Raw genomic sequence first — 25,217 nt, forward strand, 5'->3', positions numbered from 1 at the left:
TGCAAAAACAAGGAGCTAAAGCGTTGGAGCGAATCTGAAGGATCGCGACGAGCTTTAGCGCTCACCGCGTCAAAGGACACCCCAGCCGCGATAGCGCCCGCGTCCTGTCATCTCGCGTATGCCGAGTTCGGCCACCAGATTGAGAGCACCACGGGAGGTGACGCCGACATGGCGTGCAACCATGCTGGCGGAGACGATGGGCCGGGAAAGCACGATCTCGATAACGCCGGGCAAACTGCTGTTCGACCGCCGATCCTTCAGCCGCTGTTCCATCTGTATCTTGGCGAGCGACAGGCGATCGAGCTCCTTCAGCCCCGCCTCCGCTGACAGTGCCATGGCCTCGAGAAACGCCGCCAGCCGTATCGTGCCGTCAGACGAGCGGCGGCGCTCGCGCCGAACGGACTTGAGGCCGGTATTGAGGCAGAAAAGATGTGACGTGACCTTGCCGCGGCTGCGAAGATAGGCACTGACGAGCAGGCTGCCCAGCCAGTGCTGCCGCCGCAGAGGCTCGATTCGCTCCCAGGCATCGAACAGCACGGCAGCCCCCAAAGCCGGCGGCAGGAGATCGGCCTGATGGATGACGGCGCGCCAGTTCTCCAGCCGCTCGTTTTCGTCCCAATCCTGATCTCGGATCAGGCCGAGCGGATCGTCCGTGGTCACAACCTTGGCTTCCGGGATCTTTCCATCCAGCACTTGGCCGGAGCGGGCGATGATGGCATCGATTTCGGCAAAATCCATGCCGAAATCATCTGCGTCATCGTCGTCGCCATCTTCTTCTGCTTCCGCCCTCTCCACGGAGATGAAGCGCGGCGTGGCCGTTTCCTCGGCATCACCGACATCGCCGCGCAAGGCGGCAAGACCGGCCATTCCCAGCCCCCAATCCGGCTCGCCGCTCCATAGCCGCCGCCGGGCGCGCAGCACGGCATGGGCGATGGTCAGCTCATGCGTCGGCGCGCGGGCATCCACATGCGCATCGTGCAGCACCAGATCCTCGACATGCACCAATTCGCCGCCGACCCAGAGCGCGCCGACCGCATCGAAAAAATGCCCACGTTCGCGAAAACCGTTGCCGACCACATGCCGCAACACCCGCTCATCCAGCCGCGCCAGCATATCCTCCGCCCTGGTCATCGCGGGCAGAAGCGTCGTCAGCGGTAGGGTGGCAAGATCATATCGCATTGGAATCACATGATTGATTCGATCTTACGGAAGTTAACACCCCTGGCGGCACCGGGATAGAAAGCAGCCTCTTTCAACTGTGGACGGTGATCACCATTTTTCCTCTTGACCTTCCAGCAACAGGAAGGTTCATAAACCTATCCGACGCCCGCTTCCGGTCACTGGAGTTCCCATGACATTGCATGACGAACACGAACACCACCACCATCAAGATGCACCGCAGGATGCGGTCATCCGCGATCCCGTCTGCGGCATGACCGTCGATCCTAAGGCCGGCAAGCCGTCATTGGATTATCGTGGCCATACTTTCCACTTCTGCAGCGAAGGTTGCCGCAGCAAATTCGAAGCGACGCCTGAACATTATCTGACGGCCAAAGACCCGGTCTGCGGCATGGATGTCGACCGCGCCACCGCGCGGCATTTCCTGAAGCATGAGGGCGAGAAATTCTATTTCTGCTCCACAGACTGCAAGGCCAAGTTCGAAGCCGATCCCACAGCCTATCTCGACGGCAACAGGCCGGCACCGAAGCCGATGCCGAAGGGCACGCTCTATACCTGCCCGATGCACCCCGAGGTCGTCAGCGACCATCCCGGCGATTGCCCCAAATGCGGCATGGCCCTGGAGCCAATGGGCGTACCGGCCGCCGATGAAGGCCCGAATCCGGAACTGGTCGATTTCACCCGCCGCCTCTGGGTCAGCGCCGCGCTGTCGCTGCCGCTGTTGACCCTTGCCATGGGGCCGATGCTCGGCCTGCCCTTGCGCGACCGGATCGGCGAGCCCGCTGCCACATGGATCGAGCTGCTGCTGGCGACGCCGGTCGTGCTCTGGGCCGCCCTGCCCTTCTTCCGCCGTGCATGGAATTCGGTTGTCAACCGCAGCCCCAACATGTGGACCTTGATCGGCCTCGGCGTCGGCACAGCCTATCTCTACAGTCTCGTGGCGACGCTGGCGCCCGGTATTTTCCCGATGAGCTTTCGCGGCCATGGCGAGGCTGTGCCCGTCTATTTCGAGGCGGCTTCGGTCATCGTCGCCCTGGTCTTCGTCGGCCAGGTGCTGGAGCTGAAGGCCCGCGAGCGCACCGGCTCGGCAATCCGCGCCCTGCTCGACCTCGCGCCAAAGACCGCCCGCCGTATCGGCAGCGACGACAGCGAGACGGACGTGCCTGTCGATGATATCCAAGCCGGCGACCGGCTGCGCGTACGGCCCGGCGAGCGCGTGCCGGTGGACGGCTCAGTCATCGACGGACAGTCGACCATCGACGAATCGATGATCACCGGCGAACCGCTGCCGGTCGAAAAGGCCGAGGGCGATGCGCTGACGGGCGGCACGATCAATAAAAACGGCACGCTGATCATGATTGCTGAAAAAGTCGGCGCGGAAACGACGCTGTCGCGCATCGTCGAGCTGGTCGCCAAGGCGCAGCGGTCCCGTGCGCCGATCCAGACGATGGTCGATCGTGTTTCGGCCGTCTTCGTGCCCGCCGTCGTGGTGGCCGCCATCATCGCCTTTGCGATCTGGGCCTTTGTCGGACCGGAGCCAAGGCTGGCGCATGCGCTGCTTGCCGCCGTCGCCGTCCTGATCATCGCCTGCCCCTGCGCTTTGGGGCTTGCAACGCCGATGTCGATCATGATCGCCACCGGCCGAGGCGCGCAGGAGGGAGTCCTGGTGCGCGACGCCGAGGCGCTGGAGCGCTTCGCCAAGGTCGACACCCTGATCGTCGACAAGACCGGCACGTTGACGGAGGGCAGGCCGAACCTGACCGATATCATCCCTGCCGCCGGCGTAGACGAGGCCCGCCTGCTGTCGCTTGCTGCGAGCCTGGAACGCGGCTCCGAACATCCGCTCGCCGAGGCGATCGTCGCCGGCGCGCAGGAGCGCGGCGCGAGCCTCGTCGATATATCCGACTTCGCAGCAAAAACCGGCAAGGGCGTGGAGGGTCGCGCCGGCGATACGGCGATCGCTCTCGGCAATGCCGCGATGATGACCGATCTCGGCGTCGCGACCGACGCGCTGCAGGCTGAAACCGAGCGTCTGCGCGGTGATGGCAAGACCGTGATGTTCGTCGCCCTCGATGGCCGATTGGCCGGCATTGTTGCCGTCGCCGACCGGATCAAGCCGACGACAGCGGCAGCCATCAAGGCGCTGCACGACAGCGGCCTGAAAATCATTATGGCGACCGGCGACAACGCCCAGACCGCCAAGGCCGTCGCCGCCCATCTCGGCATCGACGAAGTCCGCGCCGACATGTTGCCCGAAAGCAAGAAGGCACTGATCGACGAGCTCAGGGCCAAGGGTAATGTCGTCGCCATGGCCGGCGACGGCGTCAACGACGCGCCGGCGCTGGCCACAGCCGATGTCGGCATCGCCATGGGGACCGGCGCCGATGTTGCGATGGAAAGCGCCGGCATCACTCTGGTAAAAGGCGACCTCAATGGCATTGTCCGGGCGCGGCACCTTTCGGAAGCCACGATCCGCAACATCAAGCAAAACCTGGCCTTCGCCTTCGGCTACAACGCCCTCGGCGTGCCGCTTGCTGCGGGCGTGCTCTACCCGGTCTTCGGCCTGCTTCTTTCGCCGATGATCGCGGCGGCGGCCATGAGCCTTTCCTCGGTCTCTGTCATCGCCAACGCGCTGCGGCTGAGACTGGCGAAATAAGGAGAGTTCAGATGAATATCGGCGAAGCATCCCGCCGTTCCGGCCTGCCGGCGAAGACGATCCGCTATTACGAGGATATCGGCCTGATCAGCCCCGATCGCTGTGAAAATGGCTACCGCGACTACGGCTCGGACGACGTGCACAAGCTGCGTTTCCTGCACCGCTCCCGCAGCCTGGGCTTCTCCGTCGACGAGTGCCGGCAACTGCTGGCGCTCTACGAAGACAAAAGCCGCGCCAGCGCCGACGTTAAGGAAATCGCCACATCGAAGCTCACCGAGATCGACCGCAAGATCCGCGAACTGACCGAGCTGCGCCGCACACTGGAGCATCTGGTGCATGCCTGTCATGGCAACGATCGGCCGGATTGTCCGATCCTCGAGGAGCTATCGGAGGGGTGAAGTTGCTGCCTCGGCAGGTCAGGCGAATGCGTTGATGCCGGAACGACGTACCTGGCCCCTCACCCCCCTCTCCCCGCAAGCGGGGCGAGGGAGCTTTTCGTGCCCTACACTGCCCTCCGGCGGAGTGAAGAGGCGTTGTTTTGCACCGTCGTCCCTTCTCCCCGCATGAGCGGGGAGAAGGCTAGGATGAGGGGCCATGCCCGCAGGCGCGGCATCGGCAGACGCGCCTGACTTGCCCCATAATCCCTCCGGTCAATTCACCCGCTCCACCGCAATCGCCGTCGCCTCGCCGCCGCCGATGCAGAGGGCGGCGACACCCCGCCTCGCGCCCTGGCGCTGCAGCGCATGCAGCAGCGTCACGATCAGCCGTGCACCGGTGGCCCCGATGGGATGACCCAGCGCACAGGCGCCGCCATTGATGTTGAGGCGGTCGCGGTCGATACCGAGATCCTTGGCGGCGGCCATGGCGACGACGGCGAAGGCTTCGTTGATCTCGAAGAGATCGACATCGCCGACTTTCCAGCCGGTCTTGTCCAAGACCTTGCGGATCGCGGGGATCGGCGCGGTTGTGTACCAGGCCGGCTCTTGGGCATGGGTCGCATGCGCTCTAATCTCGGCGAGGATCGGTAGTCCTTCACGCTCGGCGATCGAGCGGCGTGTCAAGACCAGCGCAGCCGCGCCGTCCGCATTGGCCGAGGCGCTGGCGGCGGTGATCGTACCGTCCTTGCGGAAGGCCGGCTTCAGCGTCGGGATCTTTTCCGGCGAGACCTTCTGCGGATGCTCGTCCTTGTTGATCGTCACCGGACCGCCCTTGGCGGCAACGGAAATCGGCGTGATCTCGGCTTCGAACGCCCCCGTCTCGATCGCCTTGCGCGCACGCGTCAACGTCTCCACAGCATAGGCATCCTGGTCGTCGCGGCTGAACTGATAGGCTTCGACGGCCATCTCGCCGAATTCGCCCATCGAGCGGCCTTTTTCGTAGGCGTCTTCCAACCCATCGAGCATCATGTGGTCGAAGATGCGGTCATGGCCCAGGCGGTAGCCGCCCCGTGCCTTGGCGAGCAAATAGGGCGCGTTCGACATCGACTCCATGCCACCGGAAACCGCGATCGAGGCGGAGCCGGCAAGGATCAGATCATGCGCCAGCATGGTCGCCTTCATGCCCGAACCGCAGACCTTGTTGATCGTCGTAGCGCCGACCGCATCCGGCAATCCTGCGCCTCGCGCTGCCTGTCTGGCAGGGGCCTGCCCCTGCCCCGCCGGCAAGACGCAGCCGAACAGCACCTCATCCACCTTCTCCGCGGACAATCCGGCACGCTCCAAAGCAGCACGGATGACATACGAGCCAAGTTCCGGTGCCTGCAACGGAGACAATTCGCCTTGGAAACGGCCGAGCGGCGTGCGCGTAGCGGAGACGATGACGACAGGATCGGTGACAGACATGATGGCTCCTCACAATTTGCAAGTTAAGTGATCAAAACCATTGCTACCACGTTAAATGATGTTCGTCATGTAAATATCTCGGAAACATTTCCTCGCACAAAAAGCGTCCGCTATTGCACGATTTGGAATTGCCGGAATGATTGTTCGTTTCGCCGACATGCATTATGAATATCCATAATTTAGAAATTGGATATCCCATGCCTCTCTACATCAAAGACGATGCCATCGACCTGTTAGCGCGGCGCTACCAGGCGCTGACGAAAACGTCCACTAAAACCGAAGCCGTGCGGCTGGCATTGCAAAAGGCGCTGGACGAGGAGCTTGCCAAACCGTCGCTCGTCGATATCGCCGTCACCTTCTGTCGTAACCTGAAGCAGAAGGCAGCCACCAAAGAGACGGCCAATCCTCTTCCCGGGGAGGATGCCTGATGTTCATCGATGCTTCTGTGCTTGCCGCCATGATGACCGATGAGAATGATGCGCGTGAATTTGCCACGCGCATGCAGGCCGATACGGTGCGTATGACCTCACCTTCGACAGTGGCGCAGGCGGCGATCCATGTCGCCGCCATGCTCGATCTGTCTTTTATCGATGCCGGCGACGCGATCAGAACGTTTTTGACGCTGGTAAACATTCAACTGCTGGCCACGCCCCCGCGCGCGGCTTTTCTCGCGCTCGAAGCCTATGAGTGTTTCGGAAAAGGCCGCCATCCTGCCGATCTCGACTTGGACGATTGCATGGCCTACGCCTGCGCCCGCTATTATCGGCAACCGCTATTGGCGAAAGGCGACCGGTTCGGCCATACGGATATCGATATGGCCTAACCGGTCTGTATCGAAACTACTGTCCAGGGCAACGCGAGGTCGGACCGGCGGCATATGTGTTCGAAACGCCAACGGCGTTCGGCGCTGCGGCGCATTGCAACCTCGTTATCGCATCACCCGCACGGATGGGACCGGTGACCGACGGATCGGTGTTGATCGTGCCATCCGGAAGGATTGCGTCCTTGGAATGATCGACGACGCCAAAGTCGGTCTGGATTGCCTGTGCGTCGAAGGTCGTTGTGCGATGTTTGTGAGCGGGGCCAGCCAAAGCTACGCTGGATGCGCCAACGATGAGGGCGGAGATGGTAAGAGCCTTGAGCAGCATGGCACGTGTCTCCTATGAAGTTGAAACCCATTTTATATTATGAATCACGAAGATATTTTACACCATCGCATGGCCACACGTCACGCTTGTTTGATGGACCTGCATCACGTGTTCACGCGATGCCGCGACACTTCCGCGCCCGCATCATGCGGCAGGCGGAGGAATCGCAACGCCGACACGGCCCCGATCAGGCTGACAACGATGAACGCCCAGTGGAAATCGACCAGGGAAAGGCTTTCACCGCCATGAATGGTGCGCGAGAGATTGAGAACTGCGGCAGCGACGGCCACGCCGAGCAGCAACGACACTTGCTGCAGCATGCTCGATAGGGTCGAGGCGGAACTGCGCTGTGCGGCATGAATATCGGCAAAGCCGAGCGTATTCAGCGCAGTGAAGTTCATGGACCGCGAAAGTCCGGCAATGAATAGCAGGCAATATATTACGATGTCCGGCGTCGACGGGAACAGAAACGCACATGCGCCGATGCTGGCCGAGGAGATCAGGCCGTTGACGACGAGCACGTTGCGGAAGCCAAAGGCTTTCAACATCTGCGTGGTGATCGCCTTCATGCCGAGATTGCCGACGAAGTAGAACAGCAGATACGTACCGGCAGAGATCGCCGTCCGCCCAAAGCCCACCTGGAAGAGCAACGGGACCAAAAAGGGCGTGGCATTGATCGCCACCCGGCTCGCCGTTCCCGCCGAAAGCGTCGACATGGCGAAGGTCTGCACCTTAAAGGCGGAGAGATCGAGCAGCGGCGCATCGACCTTCATGAAATGCCGGGTGGCGATGACGGAGAAAAGCACGCCCGCAGCGATGAGCCCGAAGCTGGGAACCAATCCGGTCGTACCCTGCACGACGAATTCCAAACCGGCGAGCAGGAAGGTCAGCCCTGCCGCCGACTGGAGGAAACCGATAAAATCAAGCGGCGCAACCTTCTGCTCCCGCTGATCCGGCACGAACCGCAGCACGAGACCGAGACCGATGATGCCGATCGGGATGTTGATCAGAAAGTTCCAATGCCAGCTCAGATAGGTGGTGATGAAGCTGCCGAGCACCGGGCCGATAACGGGCGCCGTCAACGCCGGCCAAGTGATCATCGACATGGCATGCACGAGATCGGATTTGCGCGCGTTTTTCAGCACGATGATGCGACCGACCGGCGTCATCAACGCGCTGCCGATACCCTGCACCGCACGGGCGATGACGAATTCGGTCAAATTGCCGGAGAGGCCACAGAACAGCGATGCCACGGTGAAAACCGTGATCGATGCCAAGAACACCCGCCGTGCTCCATAGCGATCGCCGGCCCAGCCCGCCAGCGGCACGAAGGCAGCCATGGTGAGCAGATAGACCGTGATGCCGATGCTCATCGCCACCGGCTCGACACCGAACGTCGCCGCCATCTGCGGCAATGAGGTCGTGACGATCGTGCCGTCCAGGATCTGCATGAAGAAGGCGACGGCGACGACGAAAGCGATGATGCGGGATTGCCGGCCGAAATTTTCTTCGGAAGGCTGCTCTGTGGTCCGAACAACGGTCATGACATGAAATTTCAGAAAATGGCGTTAAGGGGCCGGGTGTCCCCGACAACAATCATACGATCATTGAATACGCCTGTAGGCATTGCTTGCAAAGCCGCAAACCCATGCCGGAGCCATCAAAAACTGGCACGGTGACATAAAAAATCGCGATCTCTGCCGGGTTTTCTTCGGTCGCACCTTCGGCCTGCAACGTCGTGCAGGGGTCAATCGTCCGAGTATCGCTGCTCCCGCCAGGGGTCCCCATACATGTGATAGCCGTTCTTTTCCCAGAAGCCCGCCCTGTCAGCACCGATGAGCTCGATGCGGCTCAACCACTTGGCGCTTTTCCAGAAATAGAGATGCGGCACGACGAGGCGCATCGGCCCGCCATGCTCGCGCGTCAGCGGCTGGCCTTCCCAGGCGGTGGCAAGGATCGCATCCTCGGCCGCGAAGTCCGCAAGGGGCAAGTTGGTGGTGTAGCCGTCATAACTCGTCAGCAGCACATGCTGCGCCTCGGGCGTCGGCATGGCGAGATCGAGCAGATCGCGCGTCGAGACACCCTCCCATCGGATATCATAACGCGACCATGTGGTTACACAGTGGATGTCGCTGACATGGGTGCTTTGCTCGATCGCCTGGAAAGCCACCCAATCGAGACTGAGCCGCTTTTCCACAAAGCCGAACACGTCGAGCCGCCAGCTCAAAAGCGACACCTGCGGCTGCTGACCGAGATCAAGCACCGGCCAGTTCCTGACGAGATGCTGCCCCGGCGGCAAGCGCTCTGTTTCCGGCCGGCTGATCCGCCCGGTCAGAAACTTGCCCTCCGCCGCCCAGCGGCGCTTGGAGGTAGTGAGCTTGCTATCGGCGGGGATCGGATCGTCGCTCATGCAGGTATCCTCTCTGCGGCGCAGAAATAGGATAGCGGAGCCGGGTGGGTGTCAAGTCGGAGGGCTGCTGATAGCCGACTATATTGCCTCGATGGCGATGCAGAATAGCTGCGCCTGGCCGGAGACCAAATGTCGCGTGGCGCCATCGTTAGAAAGCAAGAGACAATCGCCCACGGCAAGTGCCGTACCATCGATTTCGACATTGCCACGATGGCAAAGAACTACGCTGGTCCCGCCCTTGAAAGCGACTTCGCTGTTTCCATCAACCGAAACGCGCCATACCGAATGCGTATATCTGCCCCGCCGCGTCATCACGTTGAGGTCCGTGATCGTCCCGTCGATTAGAGTCGCCGAGGTCGGCGCATCGGCCGCGAAGGGCAGCGGATCGCTCGCCTGTGTCAGGCGTTCAGGCTCCCGCCCTTCGATGAAAAGGGTCATGCCCTCGCCCTCGAGAATGGATAGCGTGCGATCTATGCCTGGAAAGACTGAAAACGGTCCATCCGTGGCAACGGTCGCCATGCTGACGCGCCAGTCGAAGTCGGCAAGCCCGGCGCCGTCGGGCGAAACGGCGATCTCCACCGTTTCGCCGCCGCCGTTTTTCCAGGGCATGCGCTTATGGTCGCTGGCGCGCAGCAGCTTCATCTTAGTTCCCCAGGATGGCCGGCAGGCGCAGGCCCTGCTTCTTGGCCCAGTCGAGGGCAATGTCGTAGCCTGCGTCGGCGTGGCGCATGACACCGGTTGCCGGGTCGTTCCAGAGAACGCGTTCCAGACGCTTGGCCGCATCATCCGTGCCGTCGGCGCAGATGACCATGCCGGAGTGCTGGCTGAAGCCCATGCCGACGCCGCCGCCGTGATGCAGCGATACCCAGGTGGCGCCCGATGCGGTGTTGAGCAGCGCGTTCAGCAGCGGCCAGTCGGAAACGGCATCTGAGCCGTCCTTCATGGCTTCCGTTTCGCGGTTCGGCGAGGCGACCGAGCCGGAGTCGAGATGGTCACGGCCGATGACGACGGGCGCCTTCAGCTCGCCGTTCCTGACCATTTCGTTGAAGGCGAGGCCAAGACGGTGACGATCGCCGAGACCGACCCAGCAAATGCGTGCCGGCAGGCCCTGGAAGGCAATGCGCTCGCGCGCCATGTCCAGCCAGTTGTGCAGGTGCTTGTTGTCCGGCAGCAGCTCCTTCACCTTGGCGTCGGTCTTGTAGATATCCTCCGGATCGCCCGAGAGAGCAGCCCAACGGAACGGACCGATGCCGCGGCAGAAGAGCGGACGGATGTAAGCCGGCACGAAGCCCGGGAAGGCGAAGGCGTTTTCGAAGCCTTCATCCTTGGCGACCTGGCGGATGTTGTTGCCATAATCGAGCGTCGGCACGCCAGCATCCCAGAAGGCGACCATGGCTTCCACATGCACCTTCATAGAAGCACGGGCGGCAGCTTCGACGGCCTTTGGATCGCTCTCGCGCTTTGCCCTGTGTTCGGCGACCGTCCAACCGGCCGGCAGGTAGCCGTTCAGCGGGTCGTGGGCAGAGGTTTGGTCGGTGACGATATCCGGGCGTGGGCCGCCGGCCTTCATGCGCTTCACCAGTTCCGGGAAGATTTCGGCGGCGTTGCCAAGCAGGCCGACAGACTTGGCTTCACCGGCCTTCGTCCATTTGTCGATCAGGGCCAGCGCTTCGTCGAGCGTCTTTGCCTTCTCGTCGACATAGCGGGTGCGCAGGCGGAAATCGATGCGGGTTTCATCGGATTCGACGGCGAGGCAGCAGGCACCGGCCATGACAGCCGCCAGCGGCTGTGCGCCGCCCATGCCACCGAGACCACCGGTCAAGATCCACTTGCCCTTGAGGTTGCCGTTGTAATGCTGGCGACCGGCTTCAACGAAAGTCTCATAGGTGCCCTGCACGATGCCTTGGGTGCCGATATAGATCCACGAGCCGGCCGTCATCTGGCCGTACATGGCAAGGCCCTTCTTATCCAGTTCGTTGAAGTGATCCCAGGTCGCCCAGTGCGGCACGAGGTTGGAGTTGGCGATCAGTACGCGCGGCGCATCCTTGTGGGTGCGGAACACGGCGACCGGCTTGCCGGACTGCACCAGCAGCGTCTCGTCCTCGTTGAGCGTCTTCAGCGTCGCAGCGATGCGGTCGAAATCGTCCCAGGTGCGGGCAGCGCGGCCGATGCCGCCATAGACGACCAGCTCATTCGGGTTTTCCGCAACGTCCGGATCGAGGTTGTTCATCAGCATGCGCAGCGGCGCTTCGGTCATCCAGCTTTTGGCGTTGAGCTCCGGGCCGCGAGGTGCGCGGATTTCGCGGATATTATGGCGTGGGTTGGTCATGTCATATCTCCAGAGAGGGCAGGATGCCGGCGGATACGGATGCGTTGAGGGCGCCGGAAGCGACGAGGTCGCTGGCGGCCTTGAGGTCGTTTGCCATGTAGCGGTCTTCATCCAGCGTGGGTGCTGCGGCGCGGATGGTGGCAATGGCAAGGGTCAGTTCGGGACTGGTGGTCAGCGGCGCGCGAAGCTCGACGCCCTGCGCCGCCGTCAGCGCCTCGATGCCGACGATGCCGAAGAGATTGTCGGTCATCGGCAGGAGCCGGCGTGCGCCATGGCAAGCCATGGACACATGGTCTTCCTGATTGGCGGAGGTCGGCGTCGAATCGACCGAAGCCGGATGCGACATCTGCTTGTTTTCCGACATCAACGCGGCGGAGGTGACCTCGGCAATCATCAGTCCAGAGTTCAGACCGGGCTTTTTCGCGAGGAAAGCCGGCAAGCCATAGCTCAGGGCCGGATCGACCAGCAGAGCGATACGGCGCTGCGAGATCGCACCGATCTCGCAGATAGCGATCGCGATCTGATCGGCAGCAAAAGCCACCGGCTCGGCATGGAAATTGCCGCCGGAGACTACGGAATTGTCCGACAGGACAAGCGGATTGTCGGTGACGGCATTGGCCTCGATTTCAAGCGTGCGGCCGGCCGAACGCAGGAGATCCAGGCAGGCGCCATCGACCTGCGGCTGGCAGCGGATGCAGTAGGGATCCTGAACGCGCTCGTCGCCCTCGATATGGCTTTGACGGATCACCGAGCCGGCAAGCAGGCCACGAAGGGCAGCAGCAGTGTCGATCTGGCCCTTATGGCCGCGCAGCGTGTGGATATCGGAATGGAACGGTGCGGAAGAGCCCATGGCGGCATCCGTCGACATCGCGCCGGTGATCAATGCTGCCTGCGCGGCGCGATGGGCGCGGAAAAGGCCGGCGAGCGCGAGAGCCGTCGAAACCTGCGTCCCGTTGATCAGCGCCAAACCTTCCTTGGCGGCAAGCACGACCGGCGTCAGTCCAGCCTTTTTCAGCGCGGCTGCGCCATCCAGCCGTTCGCCGGCATAGAAGGCCTCGCCATGGCCCATCATCACGGCGGTCATATGCGCGAGCGGGGCGAGGTCGCCGGAAGCGCCGACGGAACCCTTCTCGGGGATGACGGGCACGACGCCCTTTTCAAGCATCGCCTCGATCAGCCGCACCAGCTCCAGCCGTACGCCGGAAGCACCGCGGCCGAGCGAGATCAGCTTCAGCGACATGATCAGGCGAACGACGTTCTCCGGCAGCGGCTGGCCGACGCCGCAGCAATGCGAAAGAATGAGATTGCGCTGCAGCGTGGCGACATCGGCGCTGTCGATCTTGATGGAGGCCAGTTTACCAAAGCCGGTGTTAATGCCGTAGACCGGCGCGTTGCCGGCGGCGATCTCGGCAATACGCGCAGCGGCTTTGAGAATGCCGGCATCGAAGGAGGCATCGAGCTTGGCAGGCTCGCCAGTCCAATAGATCGCGGCCAATTGTTTCAGCGAGACGGAGCCTGGATGGAGTGTGACGGTCATCGGTCGAATTTTTCTCCCTTGAAGACGCGGGCATGAAGCGGATTGAAGCCGATGCGATAGACAAGCTCGGCAGGGCTTTCGATGTTCCAGATGGCGAAATCGGCCGATTTTCCGGCCTCCAGCGTCCCGGTCTTGGCGAGCAGGCCGAGAGCACGGGCACCCTCACGGGTGGCACCCGCGATGCATTCCTCGACGGTCAGGCCGAAGAGGGTCGCTGCCATGTTCATCGTCAGCAGCATCGAAGTCAGCGGCGAGGTGCCGGGATTGCAATCGGTGGCGATGGCGATCGCAACACCTGCCTCGCGCAGCGCCTTGACCGGCGGCTTCTGCTTTTCATGAATGGCATAGAAGGCGCCGGGCAGGATGACGGCGACCGTGCCGGCATCCGCCATGGCCTTCACGCCGTCCTCATCGAGATATTCGAGATGGTCGGCGGAAAGAGCGCCATAGGAGGCGGCAAGCTTGGCGCCGCCGAGATTGGAAAGCTGCTCGGCATGCAGCTTCACCGGGATGCCAAACGCCTTTGCACGATCGAAGACGCGGGCGATCTCGGCCGGCGAAAAGGCAATCCCCTCGCAGAAGCCGTCGACGGCATCGGCCAGGCCCCTGGCATGCGCTTGCTCCAGACCCGGCAACACGACGTCGGAAATATAGTCGTCGTTCCGACCCCTATAGTCCGCCGGCGTCGCATGCGCGGCGAGATAGGAGGTGACGACGCGGATCGGACGGGCGTCTTCCAGCGCACGAGCGGCTTGCAGCATCTTCAATTCGGATTCGACGCTGAGACCATAGCCGGACTTCACCTCGATCGTGGTGACACCTTCGGCAAGCAGCGTATCGAGGCGGGGCAAGGCCGTCGCAATGAGATCATTGACGGAAAGCGCGCGCGTTGCGTTGACGGAGGAGACGATGCCGCCGCCGGCCCGCGCGATTTCTTCGTAGCTCGCGCCTTCCAGCCGCATCTCGAATTCGCGGGCGCGGTTACCGCCGTGAACGATGTGCGTGTGGCAATCGATGATACCGGGCGTGATCCAACGACCTTCCAGATCGACGACTTCGGCATCGCCGGTCTCAGGCACATCGCTTTCATTGCCCGCAAAAACGATGCGGCTTCCCTTGGTCAGGATCGCACCCTTCTCGACAATGCCGAGCCCTAGCCGATCGCCTTGCAAGGTCGCCAGACGGGTGTTGCGCCAAAGGCGGCTTTTGCCCTCGGATCTCACGCTATCGCTGGAAAAATTGTTCCCACTCATCAGCTTTACGCCTTTCCTTATGGGCTCATAATGTATATACATATTAAAAGAGCTGACAAGAGGGATTTTGGACTCAGTATCCAAAAGGAAAGAGCTAGGTCATGACGAAACTTCATGCACGTTCGGCGCTGCTTCACGATGGCTGGCGGGAAAATGTCCGCCTGACTCTGGAGGACGGCCGCATTGCCGGCATCGAGGCTGATGTTGCAGCAGAGGCCGGCGACGAGCGGCACGACATTCTGGTCCCTGCCATGCCCAATCTCCACAGCCATGCCTTTCAGCGCGCCATGGCCGGCCTTGCGGAAGTTCGTGGCCCGGCTAACGACAGCTTCTGGAGCTGGCGGACCGTCATGTACAAGTTCGCGCTCTCGATGACCCCCGATCATGTCGAGGCAGTGGCCGCGCAGCTCTATATGGAAATGCTGGAAGCGGGCTTCTCCCGTGTCGGCGAGTTCCACTATCTGCATCACGACAAGGACGGCAGCCCTTACGCCAATGTCGCCGAGTTGGCCGAGCGCATCGGCGCAGCAAGCGCCGAAACGGGCATTGGGTTGACACTGCTGCCGGTCTTCTACGCCCATTCCGGTTTTGGTGGCGCGGCTCCCATCGATGGCCAGCGGCGCTTCATCAATTCGCTCGATCGATTCGAAGCGCTGATGGCCGGCTGCCGGACGATCGTTGGCCGGTTGCCAGGCGCCGAACTCGGCCTCGCCCCGCACAGCCTGCGGGCGGTAACACCGGAAGAGCTGGAAAAACTCGTGCCGCTCGCCGGTAACGGGCCGATCCATATCCATGTCGCCGAACAGGTGAAGGAAGTGGAGGATTGCATCGCCTGGTCGGGTGCCCGCCCCGTGCAATGGCTGCTCGATCACGCCCCGGTCGACGGGCGCTGGTGCCTCATCCACGCAACCCATATGACCGATGACGAAACCCGGCGAATGGCGAAAAGCGGCGCGATCGCCGGCCTCTGCTCCGTGACGGAAGCCAATCTCGGCGACGGCACTTTTCCGGCGCCGCTCTTTCTGGAAGAAGGCGGCCGCTATGGCATCGGCTCGGATTCCAACATTCTGATCTCCGTTCCGGAAGAACTGCGGCAGCTCGAATATTCCCAGCGCCTGGCGCTGAGGGCCCGCAATGTCATCGCCTCGTCGGGCGGCTCGACGGCGCGCGCGCTGTTCGACCATGCCATTGCCGGTGGCGGCGCAGCCTTGAAGGCACAAGTCGGGCTCGCTGTCGGCCGTTACGCCGACGTTGTCTCGCTCGACGTCAACGCCGTTCCCTACCTCTCCGGCGATCAGATCCTCGATCAATGGATGTTCGCCGGCGGCGTTACAGTCGACAGCGTCTGGGCACAGGGCCGCAAGCAGGTCGAAGGTGGCCGACATAAGCAGCGGAAAACGATCGCTGCCCGATTCCGCGCCGCTATGACCGAACTAATCGGTTGAAAAAGCACTTTTCCTCGCGACAATGAAATCCTAAATGAACACAGTGGCGATCACCCAGGTCTCACGAGGAAACGGTCGGCGGCATGACCACAGCTAAAGAAGCGACCCTGCATCAGCGTATCCTGAGCGATATCGAGAGCCGGATCGTTTCCGGCGATTGGCCGCCCGGCCATCGGATACCCTTTGAGCTTGCTTTGGCGGAACAATATGACTGTTCGCGCATGACGGTGAACAAGGTGCTGACGCAGCTTGCCCGGGCAGGCTTGATCGAGCGGCGCAAGCGTTCGGGAAGCTTCGTCACGCAACCGCAGGCGCAATCGGCGGTGTTGGAAATCCACGACATCAAGTCCGAAATCCTGTCGCTGAACCTGCCCTACTCCCATAAGATCGTGAAGCGCGCCAAGCGCAAGGGCCGCCCCGACGATGCGCGGAGGCTGCAATTTGCCGGCGCAGTCTCGGTACTGGACATCACCTGCATTCACTATGCCGGCCGCAGGCCTTTCTGTCTGGAAGATCGGGTCATCAATCTCGATGCCGTCCCCGAGGCGGCTCAGGTCAATTTCGACGAATTGCCGCCGGGACCGTGGCTGATCAATCAGGTGCCTTGGAGCACGGCCGAACACCAGATCCGAGCCATCCCGGCCGAGGGCGAGGCTGCCGCAAGCCTGGATATCGCCAAGGGCACCGCCTGCCTCGTCATCGAACGACGCACCTGGAGCAACCTCGGACCGATCACGCACGTCCGCCTGACCTATCCCGGCGATCGTCATACATTGGTGGCGCGCTTCACGCCCTCGAGCTGAAACCGCGCGATCCTTTGTTTTTACGCATTCCGAACGGAAAACCGCTTCGCACTTTTCCTGGAATTGCTTAGCCGCTACTGGCGCTGCACGGGCTCGCTCTGCATCGGGATAAGCGTGTCGGATTGATGGATGGGCTTCACGGGATTGACCAACAAGATACTGAGCGCAATCAGCACGAGCGCCAGGATAAGGATAATGCCGATCAAAAATGGACGAATGGCGATCATTTCGGTTCTCCAATCTTCCGCGTTTGATGCCATAACGTGACAGGAAGGGGATTTTGAGGCAACCGGCTTTTTTGCGCTCAGACATTGCGTGAAACTATAAAGTTTCAACCCTATTCCCCTATTTGCTGAATTCTCGGCGACGAAACGGATAATCCGAGCGACTTGACAGGCACCCTACCAATAGGTAGGCAAAACGAATGAGCAATATTTCGACAAAAGCCGACGAGATCGTCCAATCCGCACGCGGCCTGATCATCGCCGGCGGCTACAACAGCTTCAGCTTTGCCGATATTTCGGCAGAGGTCGGCATTCGGAAAGCCAGCATCCATCACCATTTTCCGACCAAGGCCGATCTCGTCAGGATCGTCGTGGCGCGCTATCGGGAGGAGGCACGGCAAGGCCTCGCGAGGGCCGACGCCGATATTGCCGATCCCGTCGCGCGCCTTCGCGCCTATACGGGCTTCTGGGAAGCCTGCATCAAAGACGATACCGCCCCCTTCTGCCTCTGCGCCATGCTTGCCGCCGAACTGCCGGTGTTGCCGGCCGATGTTGCCGCCGAAGTGCGCGGACATTTCCGCGATCTCTCGGGGTGGCTTGCCACTGTCATGGAAAAAGGCGCGGCCGAAGGCCGTCTCGTTTTGCCCCGCCCGGCAGCCGAGGAGGCCCTGTCCTTCATGGCAAGCGTACATGGCGCCATACTCTCGGCGCGAGCCTTTGGCGACCCGGCGGTCTTTGCCACCATTGTCGAACCGCTGTTCGACCGACTGGCCTTTCCCCATTGAAATTATTCATCATTTCGTGATTTCGATGGGTAACGTGCCTCTCACGCTTGTTTGATTGGCGAAGCTACCGAGTGGTAGATAGGATCGCCCCCGTTGCAGATCGGGATGACGATCTTCCGATCCTCCCATGCAAAGAACTCTATTGGCCGATCCCGGCCGTCTGTCGAAAAACCTACCGATTAGTAGGTATATCAAGGAGACTAATCATGGATCGCAAGCTTCTGACCAAGGGCATGTTGGCCCTGGCCGCCGGCGCTGTCGTAACGCTGGCCGCACTGCAGGGGGCCAATGCCGCCGACCGTGTCCGTGTGCGCGGCACGATCGAAAGCCTCGATGGCGATACTCTCAAGGTCAAGTCCCGCGACGGCAAGGACATCAGCGTGATGCTGAAATCGGGCTGGGCCGTCACCGGCGTAACCAAGGCTTCGGCAACCGATATCAAGCCCGGCGATTTCGTTGGCATCGCTAATGAGCCGACGAACAGCGGTGTTGCAGGCGCCATCGAAGTCGTGATCTTCCCCGCCGCGATGAAGGGCACGGGCGAAGGCGACCGGCCCTGGGACTCGAAGCCAAACAGCTCCATGACCAACGCCACGGTGGCCAATGCCGTCAAGTCGGTCAACGGCCCGACGCTGACCCTGACCTACAAGGGCGGCGAGAAGAAGATCAACATTCCGGACGGCACTCCGGTCGTGACCCTCGTCTCGGCCACCAAGGACGATCTGAAGGCCGGCGCCGGTGTCTTCATCACCGGTGAAACCTCTGGCGACGGCATGGTTTCCAGCGATCGCGTCGCCGTCGGCGTCAACGGCACCATTCCACCCATGTGATCTTCCCGTCAAAAAGATCTTCCCGCCAAGGGAAGCTCGCAGGCCAATCGGCATCCGCCCGCCGTCGGCCTGCCACGCGGCGCTCCATGTTTAGCCCCTGGCGATGGAGCGCCGCCACATTCCCGGTCGATTTATGGTACTATGCGGCCGGGTTTCCAGAGGGTTCGTTAGATTTCGAGAGGAGCCTAGCCATGGCCGACATCGATGCGACCGGTGCGCCGCCTGCGCACCCCCGGACGATCTACATTCGCCGGCATTCGATCGTCACCCGCCTGACGCACTGGCTGAATGTGCTCTGTCTCTCCCTGCTGCTGATGAGCGGCATGCAGATTTTCAACGCCCATCCCGCCCTCTATTGGGGTCAGTACGGCGCCAATGCCGATCCGTCGTGGCTGCAGATATCGGCCACCGATGGCGACAACCAGCCCTACGGCACCTTCCGCATCGGCAACCTGACGATCCCGACGACCGGCATTCTCGGCGCTTCGAAAGAGGACGGTGAGTGGACCGAACGCGCCTTTCCCGCCTGGGCGACGATCCCAAGCTACCAGGATTTGGCCGACGGCCGACGCTGGCATTTCTTCTTCGCCTGGCTCTTTGTGTTCAACGGCCTGATTTATCTGCTCTACGGCTTCATTGCCGGCCATTTTCGACGTGATCTGGCGCCCTCGGGTGCCGAAGTTTCGCTGCATAATCTCTGGCACGAGATTGTCGAGCATGCCCGCCTTCGCTTTCCGAAAGGCGAGAAGGCCAAGCGCTACAATGCGCTGCAAAAGCTCACCTATCTCATCGTCATCTTCATTCTGCTGCCGCTGATGCTGGCGACCGGGCTTACCATGTCGCCCGGCATCGACGCCGGCTACCCATTCCTACTCGATATCTTCGGCGGGCGGCAGACGGCGCGCAGCATTCATTTCATCACCGCCTGGACGATCGTGCTCTTCGTCCTCGTACATGTGGCGATGGTCATCCTGTCCGGCCTCTGGAACAACATGCGCTCCATGGTGACCGGCCGCTACGCCATCCGCACGGAAGGAGAGGACGCATGAGCAAGATCGTCAGCCGCCGCCGCTTCCTCATCGGCTCCGCCGCCAGCCTCGGCGCCATCGGCCTTACCGGCTGCGACGACATCACCGAGAACCAGAACGTCCAGAAGGTTTTGGCATTGGCCGAAGGCCTGACCATGGGCACGCAACGCCTGCTCGTCTCGCCGCAGGCGCTTGCCCGTGAATATACCGACAAGGACATCTCGCCGACCTTCCGCCCGAACGGCACGGATAATCCCGGTAGCGAAGACTATGCCGCGATGGTGGAAAACGGCTTTTCCACCTGGAAGCTGAAAATCGACGGCATGGTCAACAAGCCGATGGAATTTTCGCTGGCCGATCTGAAGAAACTGCCGTCGCGCACGCAAATTACCCGCCATGACTGTGTCGAAGGCTGGAGCGCCATCGGCAAATGGACCGGCGTACCGCTCGGCCTCATCCTGCAGAGCGCGGGGCTGAAGCTGGGCGCGCGCTATGCAGTGTTCTACTGCGCCGACGAGTTGGAGCAGACGCTCGACGGCAGCGGCCGCTACTACGAGAGCATCGACCTGATCGATGCCTTCCACCCGCAGACGATCCTCGCCTATTCGATGAACGGCAAGGATCTCGAAGTCGCCCATGGCGCGCCGCTGCGTCTGCGGGTCGAGCGTCATCTCGGCTACAAGCATGCAAAATACGTGATGCGCATCGAAATCCGCGACAAATTCGACGATATCTGGGGCGGCAAAGGCGGCTTCTGGGAGGATCGCGGCTACGAATGGTATGCCGGAATCTGAAACAGCATCGCGTCGGCATGATCCAATTTGTCGCAGGCCGGCGCCGGAACACTCATGGCGGGTATGCGTTTGTTAAAAGGGCGATTATGCCCTTTCGGAGGAAATGCACATGCTGAGATCGATTTTGATCGCTGCCGTGCTTGCGGCTGCGGGCACTATGCCTGCCTATGCTGCATCTATGGCGAAATGTGACGATGCTTCCATTTCGGCCTTGCAGACCAAGGTGGATGCAATGACCGACCAGACGAAAAAGACAGCCGCCACCAAACAGGTGGCCATGGCGAAGGATGCCATGAAGGCCCACAAGATGAAAAATTGTGTGACCCACATGGAAAATGCCGAGAAGGGCATGAGCAAGATGTAATGGCTCGCCGCCACTTTGGTGGATCCGGAGGATGAGGCCCGGACTTCCGGGCCTTAAGTTTGTTAGGGCGCGAGAGGGCATATGTTTCGGTGGCAATAGGCTCTCCCTACAAACCGGCCCGTTTTGAAAATCGCAGCTATATCGCCCGGGGCATTCTGCCCAACTTCCTTATCGGCGCTCATGTGGCTATCGGCGGCTTCTCCGTGCTGAAGGGCGACAGGATGGATTTGCAATAGCGGCGCACCTAAACTTTCGCAAGAAAATGCTTGCGATAATGTTGTCATATATGACAACATGCGCCCCATGAGAGAGATTGCATGGGTTCGGGCAGCGCTGAGAGATTTTGAGGAGTTCCCTCAATCCGTTCAGGATAGAATGAAAGATGCCCTCGCTATCGCAAGCATGGGCCAAAAGGCTGATATCGCGAAGCCCATGAAAGGCTTGGGGTCGGGCGTGTTTGAAATCGCCCTGCCATACCGCACGGATGCTTACCGGGCTATCTATGCGGTTCAGTTGGGAGATGCCATTTGGGTGGTTCACGCCTTCCAAAAGAAATCCACCAAAGGGATAGCAACGCCTCAAAAAGAGATCGAGCTGATTCAAGCCCGTTTAAAACGAATAAAGGAGATGTTGTGATGAGCGACAATGACTTTGAAGTCGTCCGGGGCAGCGGCAACATTTACGCTGATCTAGGCGACCCCGACGCCGATGCAAAGCAAATGAAGACGCAGCTTGCGGCCGAGATCATTGCGGCGCTCGATCGGCGTAAGCTGACCGTGCGCGACGGAGAAAAGCTAACTGGCGTAACTGCCGCTGACCTTTCCCGCATTCGCAATGCAGACCTAAGCCGCTTCACCATTGATCGGCTTGTGCGAGTTCTTAATGCACTCGACCGCCATGTAACCGTCAAAGTCACGCGAATGCCTAAACGCTCCAAGGAACCGGCCGCCGCGTCAGCTTGATAAGCGAAAAGTAAGGCGGAGGAAAGCTTGTGGGGTTTCCCCCGCCTTTTCCGTTAGAGGTATTTCGACGCAAACCTACGCCACAGCGACGGCCACCTGGTCCGCGACCTGACTGCTTTATGCACCCAAACGCCGGCTAACGGCTACCCGCGGATATGCCGCGCCGCATCGGCAAACGAGATATCCGACTTGATCTCCCGCGTCGACATCGACGTCACCGTGTGCCGCACGCCGGGCAGCCGGTTCAGTTCCTGGCGCAGCAGCCGGTCGAGGGCGGCCATGTCGGCAGCCAGTATATGCAGGAGATAATCGGCCTCGCCCGTCGTCGCATGGCAGCGCCAGATCAGCGGATGGCGGCGCACAGCGGCTTCGAAGGCATCGAAGCGCTCGACGTCGATCGATACTTGCACGAAGGCTTCCAGACCGAAGCCGAGCTGCGCCGGATCGAGAATCGTCCGGTAGCCTCGGATCACACCGGCCTCTTCCAACGCCTTCACGCGCTTCCAGCACGGCGTCTTGCTGAGACCGACCCGTTCGGCAAGCGCGGCAAAGGAGATGCGGGCATCGGCTTCCAAAGCGGAGACGATTTTGTGGTCGAGCGCGTCCAAGTCCATCGTTCTCTCCATTGTCCCATTCAAAGCCATTCGTACTCTCAATTGCCAATTTTGAATGACAATCAGGAACAATGTTCAAGCGAAATTTTCGTATCCTTCCACAAGGGCAAAATGCCAGCGGCAATGGCCGGGATAAAGGGAACGAAGATGCAGAAGAAAGAATATTACGCGCGCATCGAGGCGCCAGACATGCGCGACTATGGTGTCTATCTGCAATGCGACAAGCTGCTCGCCTGCCAGAAACCATTAAACGAGATGGTCAATGGCGACGAGCTGCAGTTCCAGATCGTCCATCAGGTGGAAGAGCTCTGGATGAAGCTCATCGCCTATACGCTGGTCGATGTCATTGCCTTCATCGAGGAAAACAATACCCATCGCGTCGTGACGCTCCTGGGCCGCGTCCACCGGCTGATGCGGATGATGACGGCGCAGCTCGATCTGCTCGAAACCATGTCGCCGAAGGAATATCAGCAGATCCGCCTGCAACTCGGCAACGGCAGCGGCCAGGAATCGCCCGGCTTCAAGTTCCTGTTGCGCCTGCCGCCCGATCTCTGGCGGGCCTTCAAGGCCTATTATCTCGATGCGCCAGGATTGACGGTAGTGGACCTCTATGACGGCAAATACGATCACGGTGACGGCTATGTCGTGGCCGAGGCGCTGGCGGAATTCGACGAGCTCTTCCAGAAATTCCGCGCCAACCACATCTACCTGATCCAGCGCTCGATCGGTCTCGGCTCGAAATCCCTCAAGGGCCGGCCGGTGGAGTTGCTGCAGGCCGGCGCCCACCATCGCTTCTTCCCCGATCTCTGGGATATCCGCGCCGAGATGACCGATCGCTGGGGCAGCCAATACGGCGTGGTGCGCGATTCCATTTCCAAACACGACGCGGCGGAATAAAGAGCGAGCGCCCTGATCACCCCTCGCGCTGCATGGCGCGACGGAATGCTTTCAGCGTTTCGGCGCTGACGTGATGCTCCATGCCCTCGGCGTCGATCCGCGCCGTCTCGGCGCTAACGCCGAGCCACCGCAGGAATGCCTCGACGGTCTGATGGCGGGCGCGGATGTCCTGGGCGATCTTGCCGCCCGCCTCCGTCAGAAAAACGCCGCGATAGGGGCGCCGCGATACGAGCCCATCTTCGCAGAGCCGCGCGAGCATCTTGGCGACCGTCGGCTGCGACACGCCAAGCCTTGCCGCGATATCCACCTGCCGCGCCTCATTGCCGTCATCGATAAGATCGGCGATCAGCTCGACATAATCCTCCACCAGAGCGCCACGGTTGGCCTCCCGCGTATGGCGGAAACCCTCCGAATGCGTCTCGGCATCCGGCAGCGGCTCTTCCCGATGGATTGGCAGTTTTCTCTTCGGCAATGCGTTCGGCTCCCCCGAGATACGGATAAACTCGCTTTTATCTTTATAGCACCGGCTTCAATCTTGAAAGCGGATGATGATTTTTGCGGGTGGCAGCGTGATCGCGCCACTACAATGCCGATACTATAAAATATAGCCTATTGCATAATGTTGATATCCGGCATATTTGTTTAGTCATGTCATAGACGATCCCGGAGCCCCGCATGACGCAGATTCAGGAAGCAGCCGCACCGAGCGCGTGGAAATTTGCCCACCCCGATGAAGATGCGCGGCCGAGCCTTCCGGAAGTCAATGCCACAGTTCATGTTCCGCACACCGGCACTTGGGTTCGGCGGCTGATCGCCTTCCTCGGACCGGGCTACATGGTTTCCGTCGGTTATATGGACCCCGGCAACTGGGCGACGGATCTCGCCGGCGGCGCGCAATTCGGCTACACGCTGCTTGCCGTCATCATGCTGTCCAATCTGATGGCGATCCTGCTGCAAGCACTCGCAGCCCGGCTCGGCATCGTCACCGGCCGCGATCTGGCGCAGGCCTGCCGCGACCATTATTCCAGGCCGGTCAATCTGGCCCTGTGGTTTGCCTGCGAACTTGCCATCATCGCCTGTGATCTCGCCGAGGTCATCGGCACGGCGATCGCGCTGCAATTGCTCTTTGGCATCCCCTTGATCGGCGGCGCGCTGATCACCGCGCTGGACGCCTTCCTGCTGCTGCTCCTGATGAATAAGGGCTTCCGCTTCCTGGAGGCCTTCGTCATCGCGCTCCTCATTGTCATCGCCACCTGTTTCGCCATCCAGATTGCCGCCGCCGCTCCTCCGGTCGCCGCTATCCTCAACGGCTTCATCCCCTCGCCCGAGATCGTCACCAATCACGAGATGCTCTACATCGCCATGGGCATCATCGGCGCGACCGTCATGCCGCATAATCTCTACCTGCATTCCTCGATCGTGCAGACCCGCGCCTACAAGCGCACCGACGAGGGCCGCCGCGATGCGATCAAATGGGCGACGACCGACAGCACCATTGCCTTAATGCTGGCGCTTTTCGTCAATGCTTCGATCCTGATCGTCGCAGCCGTCGCTTTCCACAACAGCGGGCATTCGGATGTCGCCGAAATCGGCCAGGCCTTCGAGTTGCTGTCGCCGCTGCTCGGTCTTGGCATCGCCTCGACGCTTTTTGCCGTGGCGCTTCTTGCTTCTGGCCTCAATTCCACCGTCACGGCGACGCTCGCCGGCCAGATCGTCATGGAAGGCTTCCTGCGCCTGCGCATTCCGCACTGGGCAAGGCGGCTTTTGACGCGTGGCCTCGCAATTATTCCAGTTGTTTTTGTTACCGCATTTTATGGTGAAAAAGGTACTGCGGATTTGCTGGTTTTGAGCCAGGTCATCCTGTCCATGCAACTGCCTTTTGCCGTCATCCCGCTCGTCCAATTCGTCACAGATCGCGGAAAAATGGGCAGATTCACCGTTTCAAGGAGTGTTGCCGTCCTCTCCTGGCTGGTTGCCGGCGTCATTTTGGCGCTGAATTTCAAGCTGCTTTACGACACCATCTTCGGTTGACGAATCGCTCGCAACGCGCGAATCTGCACGCGCTGAAGATCACGGTAATTAACCCATCTGTAATATTTGCCCAGATTTTGACATGAT

The 25,217-nt window shown here is 61.0% G+C and carries 27 protein-coding genes; 15 read left to right on the forward strand and 12 right to left on the reverse strand.

The window, feature by feature from the left end:
* Positions 1–69 precede the first annotated feature (69 nt).
* The gene (locus C9E91_RS18520) at positions 70–1,179 is read right to left on the reverse strand and encodes an RHE_PE00001 family protein (protein ID WP_107109726.1); all 1,110 of its coding nucleotides are present in this window, start codon (positions 1,177–1,179) and stop codon (positions 70–72) included.
* A gap of 172 nt (positions 1,180–1,351) precedes the next feature.
* Here C9E91_RS18520 and C9E91_RS18525 point away from each other — a divergent pair, with 172 nt between their 5' ends.
* Complete coding sequence (locus tag C9E91_RS18525) at positions 1,352–3,835, forward strand: heavy metal translocating P-type ATPase (protein WP_107109727.1); 2,484 nt, start codon at positions 1,352–1,354, stop codon at positions 3,833–3,835.
* A gap of 11 nt (positions 3,836–3,846) precedes the next feature.
* Entirely contained in the window at positions 3,847–4,233 is a 387-nt protein-coding gene (cueR, locus tag C9E91_RS18530) for a Cu(I)-responsive transcriptional regulator (protein WP_107109728.1), read from the forward strand.
* Positions 4,234–4,485: 252 nt separating this feature from the next.
* On the opposite strand, the gene C9E91_RS18535 is transcribed toward cueR, so the two are convergent.
* A complete protein-coding gene (locus C9E91_RS18535) occupies positions 4,486–5,676 on the reverse strand; it encodes an acetyl-CoA C-acyltransferase (RefSeq protein ID WP_107109729.1) in 1,191 nt (396 codons plus the stop codon).
* Positions 5,677–5,873: 197 nt separating this feature from the next.
* Between C9E91_RS18535 and C9E91_RS18540 the strand changes: the two genes are divergently transcribed.
* Both C9E91_RS18540 and C9E91_RS18545 read left to right on the forward strand, forming a co-directional pair.
* Positions 5,874–6,104, forward strand: a complete 231-nt coding sequence (locus C9E91_RS18540; RefSeq protein WP_107109730.1) for a type II toxin-antitoxin system VapB family antitoxin — start codon at positions 5,874–5,876, stop codon at positions 6,102–6,104.
* A complete protein-coding gene (locus C9E91_RS18545) occupies positions 6,104–6,499 on the forward strand; it encodes a type II toxin-antitoxin system VapC family toxin (protein ID WP_107109731.1) in 396 nt (131 codons plus the stop codon). The genes C9E91_RS18540 and C9E91_RS18545 overlap by 1 nt, the downstream gene beginning before the upstream one ends.
* 16 nt (positions 6,500–6,515) lie before the next feature.
* On the opposite strand, the gene C9E91_RS18550 is transcribed toward C9E91_RS18545, so the two are convergent.
* The 7 genes from C9E91_RS18550 to hutI all read right to left on the reverse strand — a co-directional run bounded on the left by C9E91_RS18550 (position 6,516) and on the right by hutI (position 14,353).
* Positions 6,516–6,824: a hypothetical protein gene (locus tag C9E91_RS18550; protein WP_107109732.1), complete on the reverse strand. Its 309-nt coding sequence runs from the start codon at positions 6,822–6,824 to the stop codon at positions 6,516–6,518.
* Between the two features lie 104 nt (positions 6,825–6,928).
* Positions 6,929–8,368, reverse strand: coding sequence for an MFS transporter (locus C9E91_RS18555; RefSeq protein WP_107109733.1), 1,440 nt, complete (start codon positions 8,366–8,368; stop codon positions 6,929–6,931).
* 203 nt (positions 8,369–8,571) lie between these two features.
* Positions 8,572–9,234, reverse strand: a complete 663-nt coding sequence (locus C9E91_RS18560; RefSeq protein WP_107109734.1) for a sulfite oxidase-like oxidoreductase — start codon at positions 9,232–9,234, stop codon at positions 8,572–8,574.
* Positions 9,235–9,312: 78 nt separating this feature from the next.
* The gene (locus C9E91_RS18565; protein WP_107109735.1) at positions 9,313–9,876 is read right to left on the reverse strand and encodes a HutD/Ves family protein; all 564 of its coding nucleotides are present in this window, start codon (positions 9,874–9,876) and stop codon (positions 9,313–9,315) included.
* A 1-nt stretch (position 9,877) separates the two neighbouring features.
* Positions 9,878–11,563 carry a urocanate hydratase gene (gene hutU, locus C9E91_RS18570; RefSeq protein WP_104824744.1) on the reverse strand — a complete coding sequence of 562 codons (1,686 nt, stop codon included), beginning with the start codon at positions 11,561–11,563 and terminating at the stop codon, positions 9,878–9,880.
* A gap of 1 nt (position 11,564) precedes the next feature.
* Entirely contained in the window at positions 11,565–13,100 is a 1,536-nt protein-coding gene (gene hutH / locus C9E91_RS18575) for a histidine ammonia-lyase (protein WP_107109736.1), read from the reverse strand.
* Positions 13,097–14,353, reverse strand: a complete 1,257-nt coding sequence (hutI, locus tag C9E91_RS18580; protein ID WP_107109737.1) for an imidazolonepropionase — start codon at positions 14,351–14,353, stop codon at positions 13,097–13,099. The genes hutH and hutI overlap by 4 nt, the downstream gene beginning before the upstream one ends.
* Positions 14,354–14,454: 101 nt before the next feature.
* Here hutI and C9E91_RS18585 point away from each other — a divergent pair, with 101 nt between their 5' ends.
* Both C9E91_RS18585 and hutC read left to right on the forward strand, forming a co-directional pair.
* A complete protein-coding gene (locus C9E91_RS18585) occupies positions 14,455–15,798 on the forward strand; it encodes a formimidoylglutamate deiminase (RefSeq protein ID WP_107109738.1) in 1,344 nt (447 codons plus the stop codon).
* Between the two features lie 83 nt (positions 15,799–15,881).
* Positions 15,882–16,601, forward strand: a complete 720-nt coding sequence (gene hutC / locus C9E91_RS18590; protein ID WP_107109739.1) for a histidine utilization transcriptional repressor HutC — start codon at positions 15,882–15,884, stop codon at positions 16,599–16,601.
* A 74-nt stretch (positions 16,602–16,675) separates the two neighbouring features.
* Here the strand turns inward: hutC and C9E91_RS19860 are convergent, their stop codons facing one another.
* Positions 16,676–16,828, reverse strand: a complete 153-nt coding sequence (locus C9E91_RS19860) for a hypothetical protein (protein WP_181316122.1) — start codon at positions 16,826–16,828, stop codon at positions 16,676–16,678.
* Positions 16,829–17,025: 197 nt separating this feature from the next.
* On the opposite strand from C9E91_RS19860, the gene C9E91_RS18595 reads away from it, so the two are divergent.
* From C9E91_RS18595 to C9E91_RS18625, 7 genes are all read left to right on the forward strand, one after another.
* Positions 17,026–17,610, forward strand: coding sequence for a TetR/AcrR family transcriptional regulator (locus C9E91_RS18595; protein ID WP_107109740.1), 585 nt, complete (start codon positions 17,026–17,028; stop codon positions 17,608–17,610).
* Between the two features lie 206 nt (positions 17,611–17,816).
* Positions 17,817–18,440 carry a single stranded DNA-binding domain-containing protein gene (locus C9E91_RS18600; RefSeq protein WP_107109741.1) on the forward strand — a complete coding sequence of 208 codons (624 nt, stop codon included), beginning with the start codon at positions 17,817–17,819 and terminating at the stop codon, positions 18,438–18,440.
* Positions 18,441–18,631: 191 nt separating this feature from the next.
* Positions 18,632–19,489, forward strand: a complete 858-nt coding sequence (locus C9E91_RS18605) for a cytochrome b/b6 domain-containing protein (RefSeq protein WP_107109742.1) — start codon at positions 18,632–18,634, stop codon at positions 19,487–19,489.
* Positions 19,486–20,262: a molybdopterin-dependent oxidoreductase gene (locus C9E91_RS18610; RefSeq protein WP_107109743.1), complete on the forward strand. Its 777-nt coding sequence runs from the start codon at positions 19,486–19,488 to the stop codon at positions 20,260–20,262. The genes C9E91_RS18605 and C9E91_RS18610 overlap by 4 nt, the downstream gene beginning before the upstream one ends.
* A gap of 109 nt (positions 20,263–20,371) precedes the next feature.
* Complete coding sequence (locus C9E91_RS18615; RefSeq protein WP_107109744.1) at positions 20,372–20,626, forward strand: hypothetical protein; 255 nt, start codon at positions 20,372–20,374, stop codon at positions 20,624–20,626.
* A gap of 303 nt (positions 20,627–20,929) precedes the next feature.
* Positions 20,930–21,262 carry a type II toxin-antitoxin system RelE/ParE family toxin gene (locus C9E91_RS18620; protein WP_245407526.1) on the forward strand — a complete coding sequence of 111 codons (333 nt, stop codon included), beginning with the start codon at positions 20,930–20,932 and terminating at the stop codon, positions 21,260–21,262.
* Positions 21,262–21,588, forward strand: coding sequence for a helix-turn-helix domain-containing protein (locus C9E91_RS18625; RefSeq protein WP_107109746.1), 327 nt, complete (start codon positions 21,262–21,264; stop codon positions 21,586–21,588). The genes C9E91_RS18620 and C9E91_RS18625 overlap by 1 nt, the downstream gene beginning before the upstream one ends.
* Before the next feature lie 143 nt (positions 21,589–21,731).
* Here the strand turns inward: C9E91_RS18625 and C9E91_RS18630 are convergent, their stop codons facing one another.
* Positions 21,732–22,202, reverse strand: a complete 471-nt coding sequence (locus C9E91_RS18630; RefSeq protein WP_107109747.1) for an Lrp/AsnC family transcriptional regulator — start codon at positions 22,200–22,202, stop codon at positions 21,732–21,734.
* A gap of 147 nt (positions 22,203–22,349) precedes the next feature.
* Between C9E91_RS18630 and C9E91_RS18635 the strand changes: the two genes are divergently transcribed.
* On the forward strand, positions 22,350–23,099 hold the full coding sequence (locus tag C9E91_RS18635; protein ID WP_107109748.1) for a tryptophan 2,3-dioxygenase family protein: 750 nt from the start codon (positions 22,350–22,352) through the stop codon (positions 23,097–23,099).
* 16 nt (positions 23,100–23,115) lie between these two features.
* Here C9E91_RS18635 and mntR read toward each other — a convergent pair whose 3' ends face one another.
* Complete coding sequence (gene mntR, locus C9E91_RS18640) at positions 23,116–23,571, reverse strand: manganese-binding transcriptional regulator MntR (protein ID WP_107109749.1); 456 nt, start codon at positions 23,569–23,571, stop codon at positions 23,116–23,118.
* Positions 23,572–23,774: 203 nt separating this feature from the next.
* Here mntR and C9E91_RS18645 point away from each other — a divergent pair, with 203 nt between their 5' ends.
* A complete protein-coding gene (locus C9E91_RS18645; protein ID WP_107109750.1) occupies positions 23,775–25,130 on the forward strand; it encodes an Nramp family divalent metal transporter in 1,356 nt (451 codons plus the stop codon).
* Positions 25,131–25,217: the final 87 nt, after the last annotated feature.

The organism is Rhizobium sp. SEMIA4064 (assembly GCF_003025035.1).
Classification (GTDB): Bacteria; Pseudomonadota; Alphaproteobacteria; order Rhizobiales; family Rhizobiaceae; genus Rhizobium; species Rhizobium paranaense.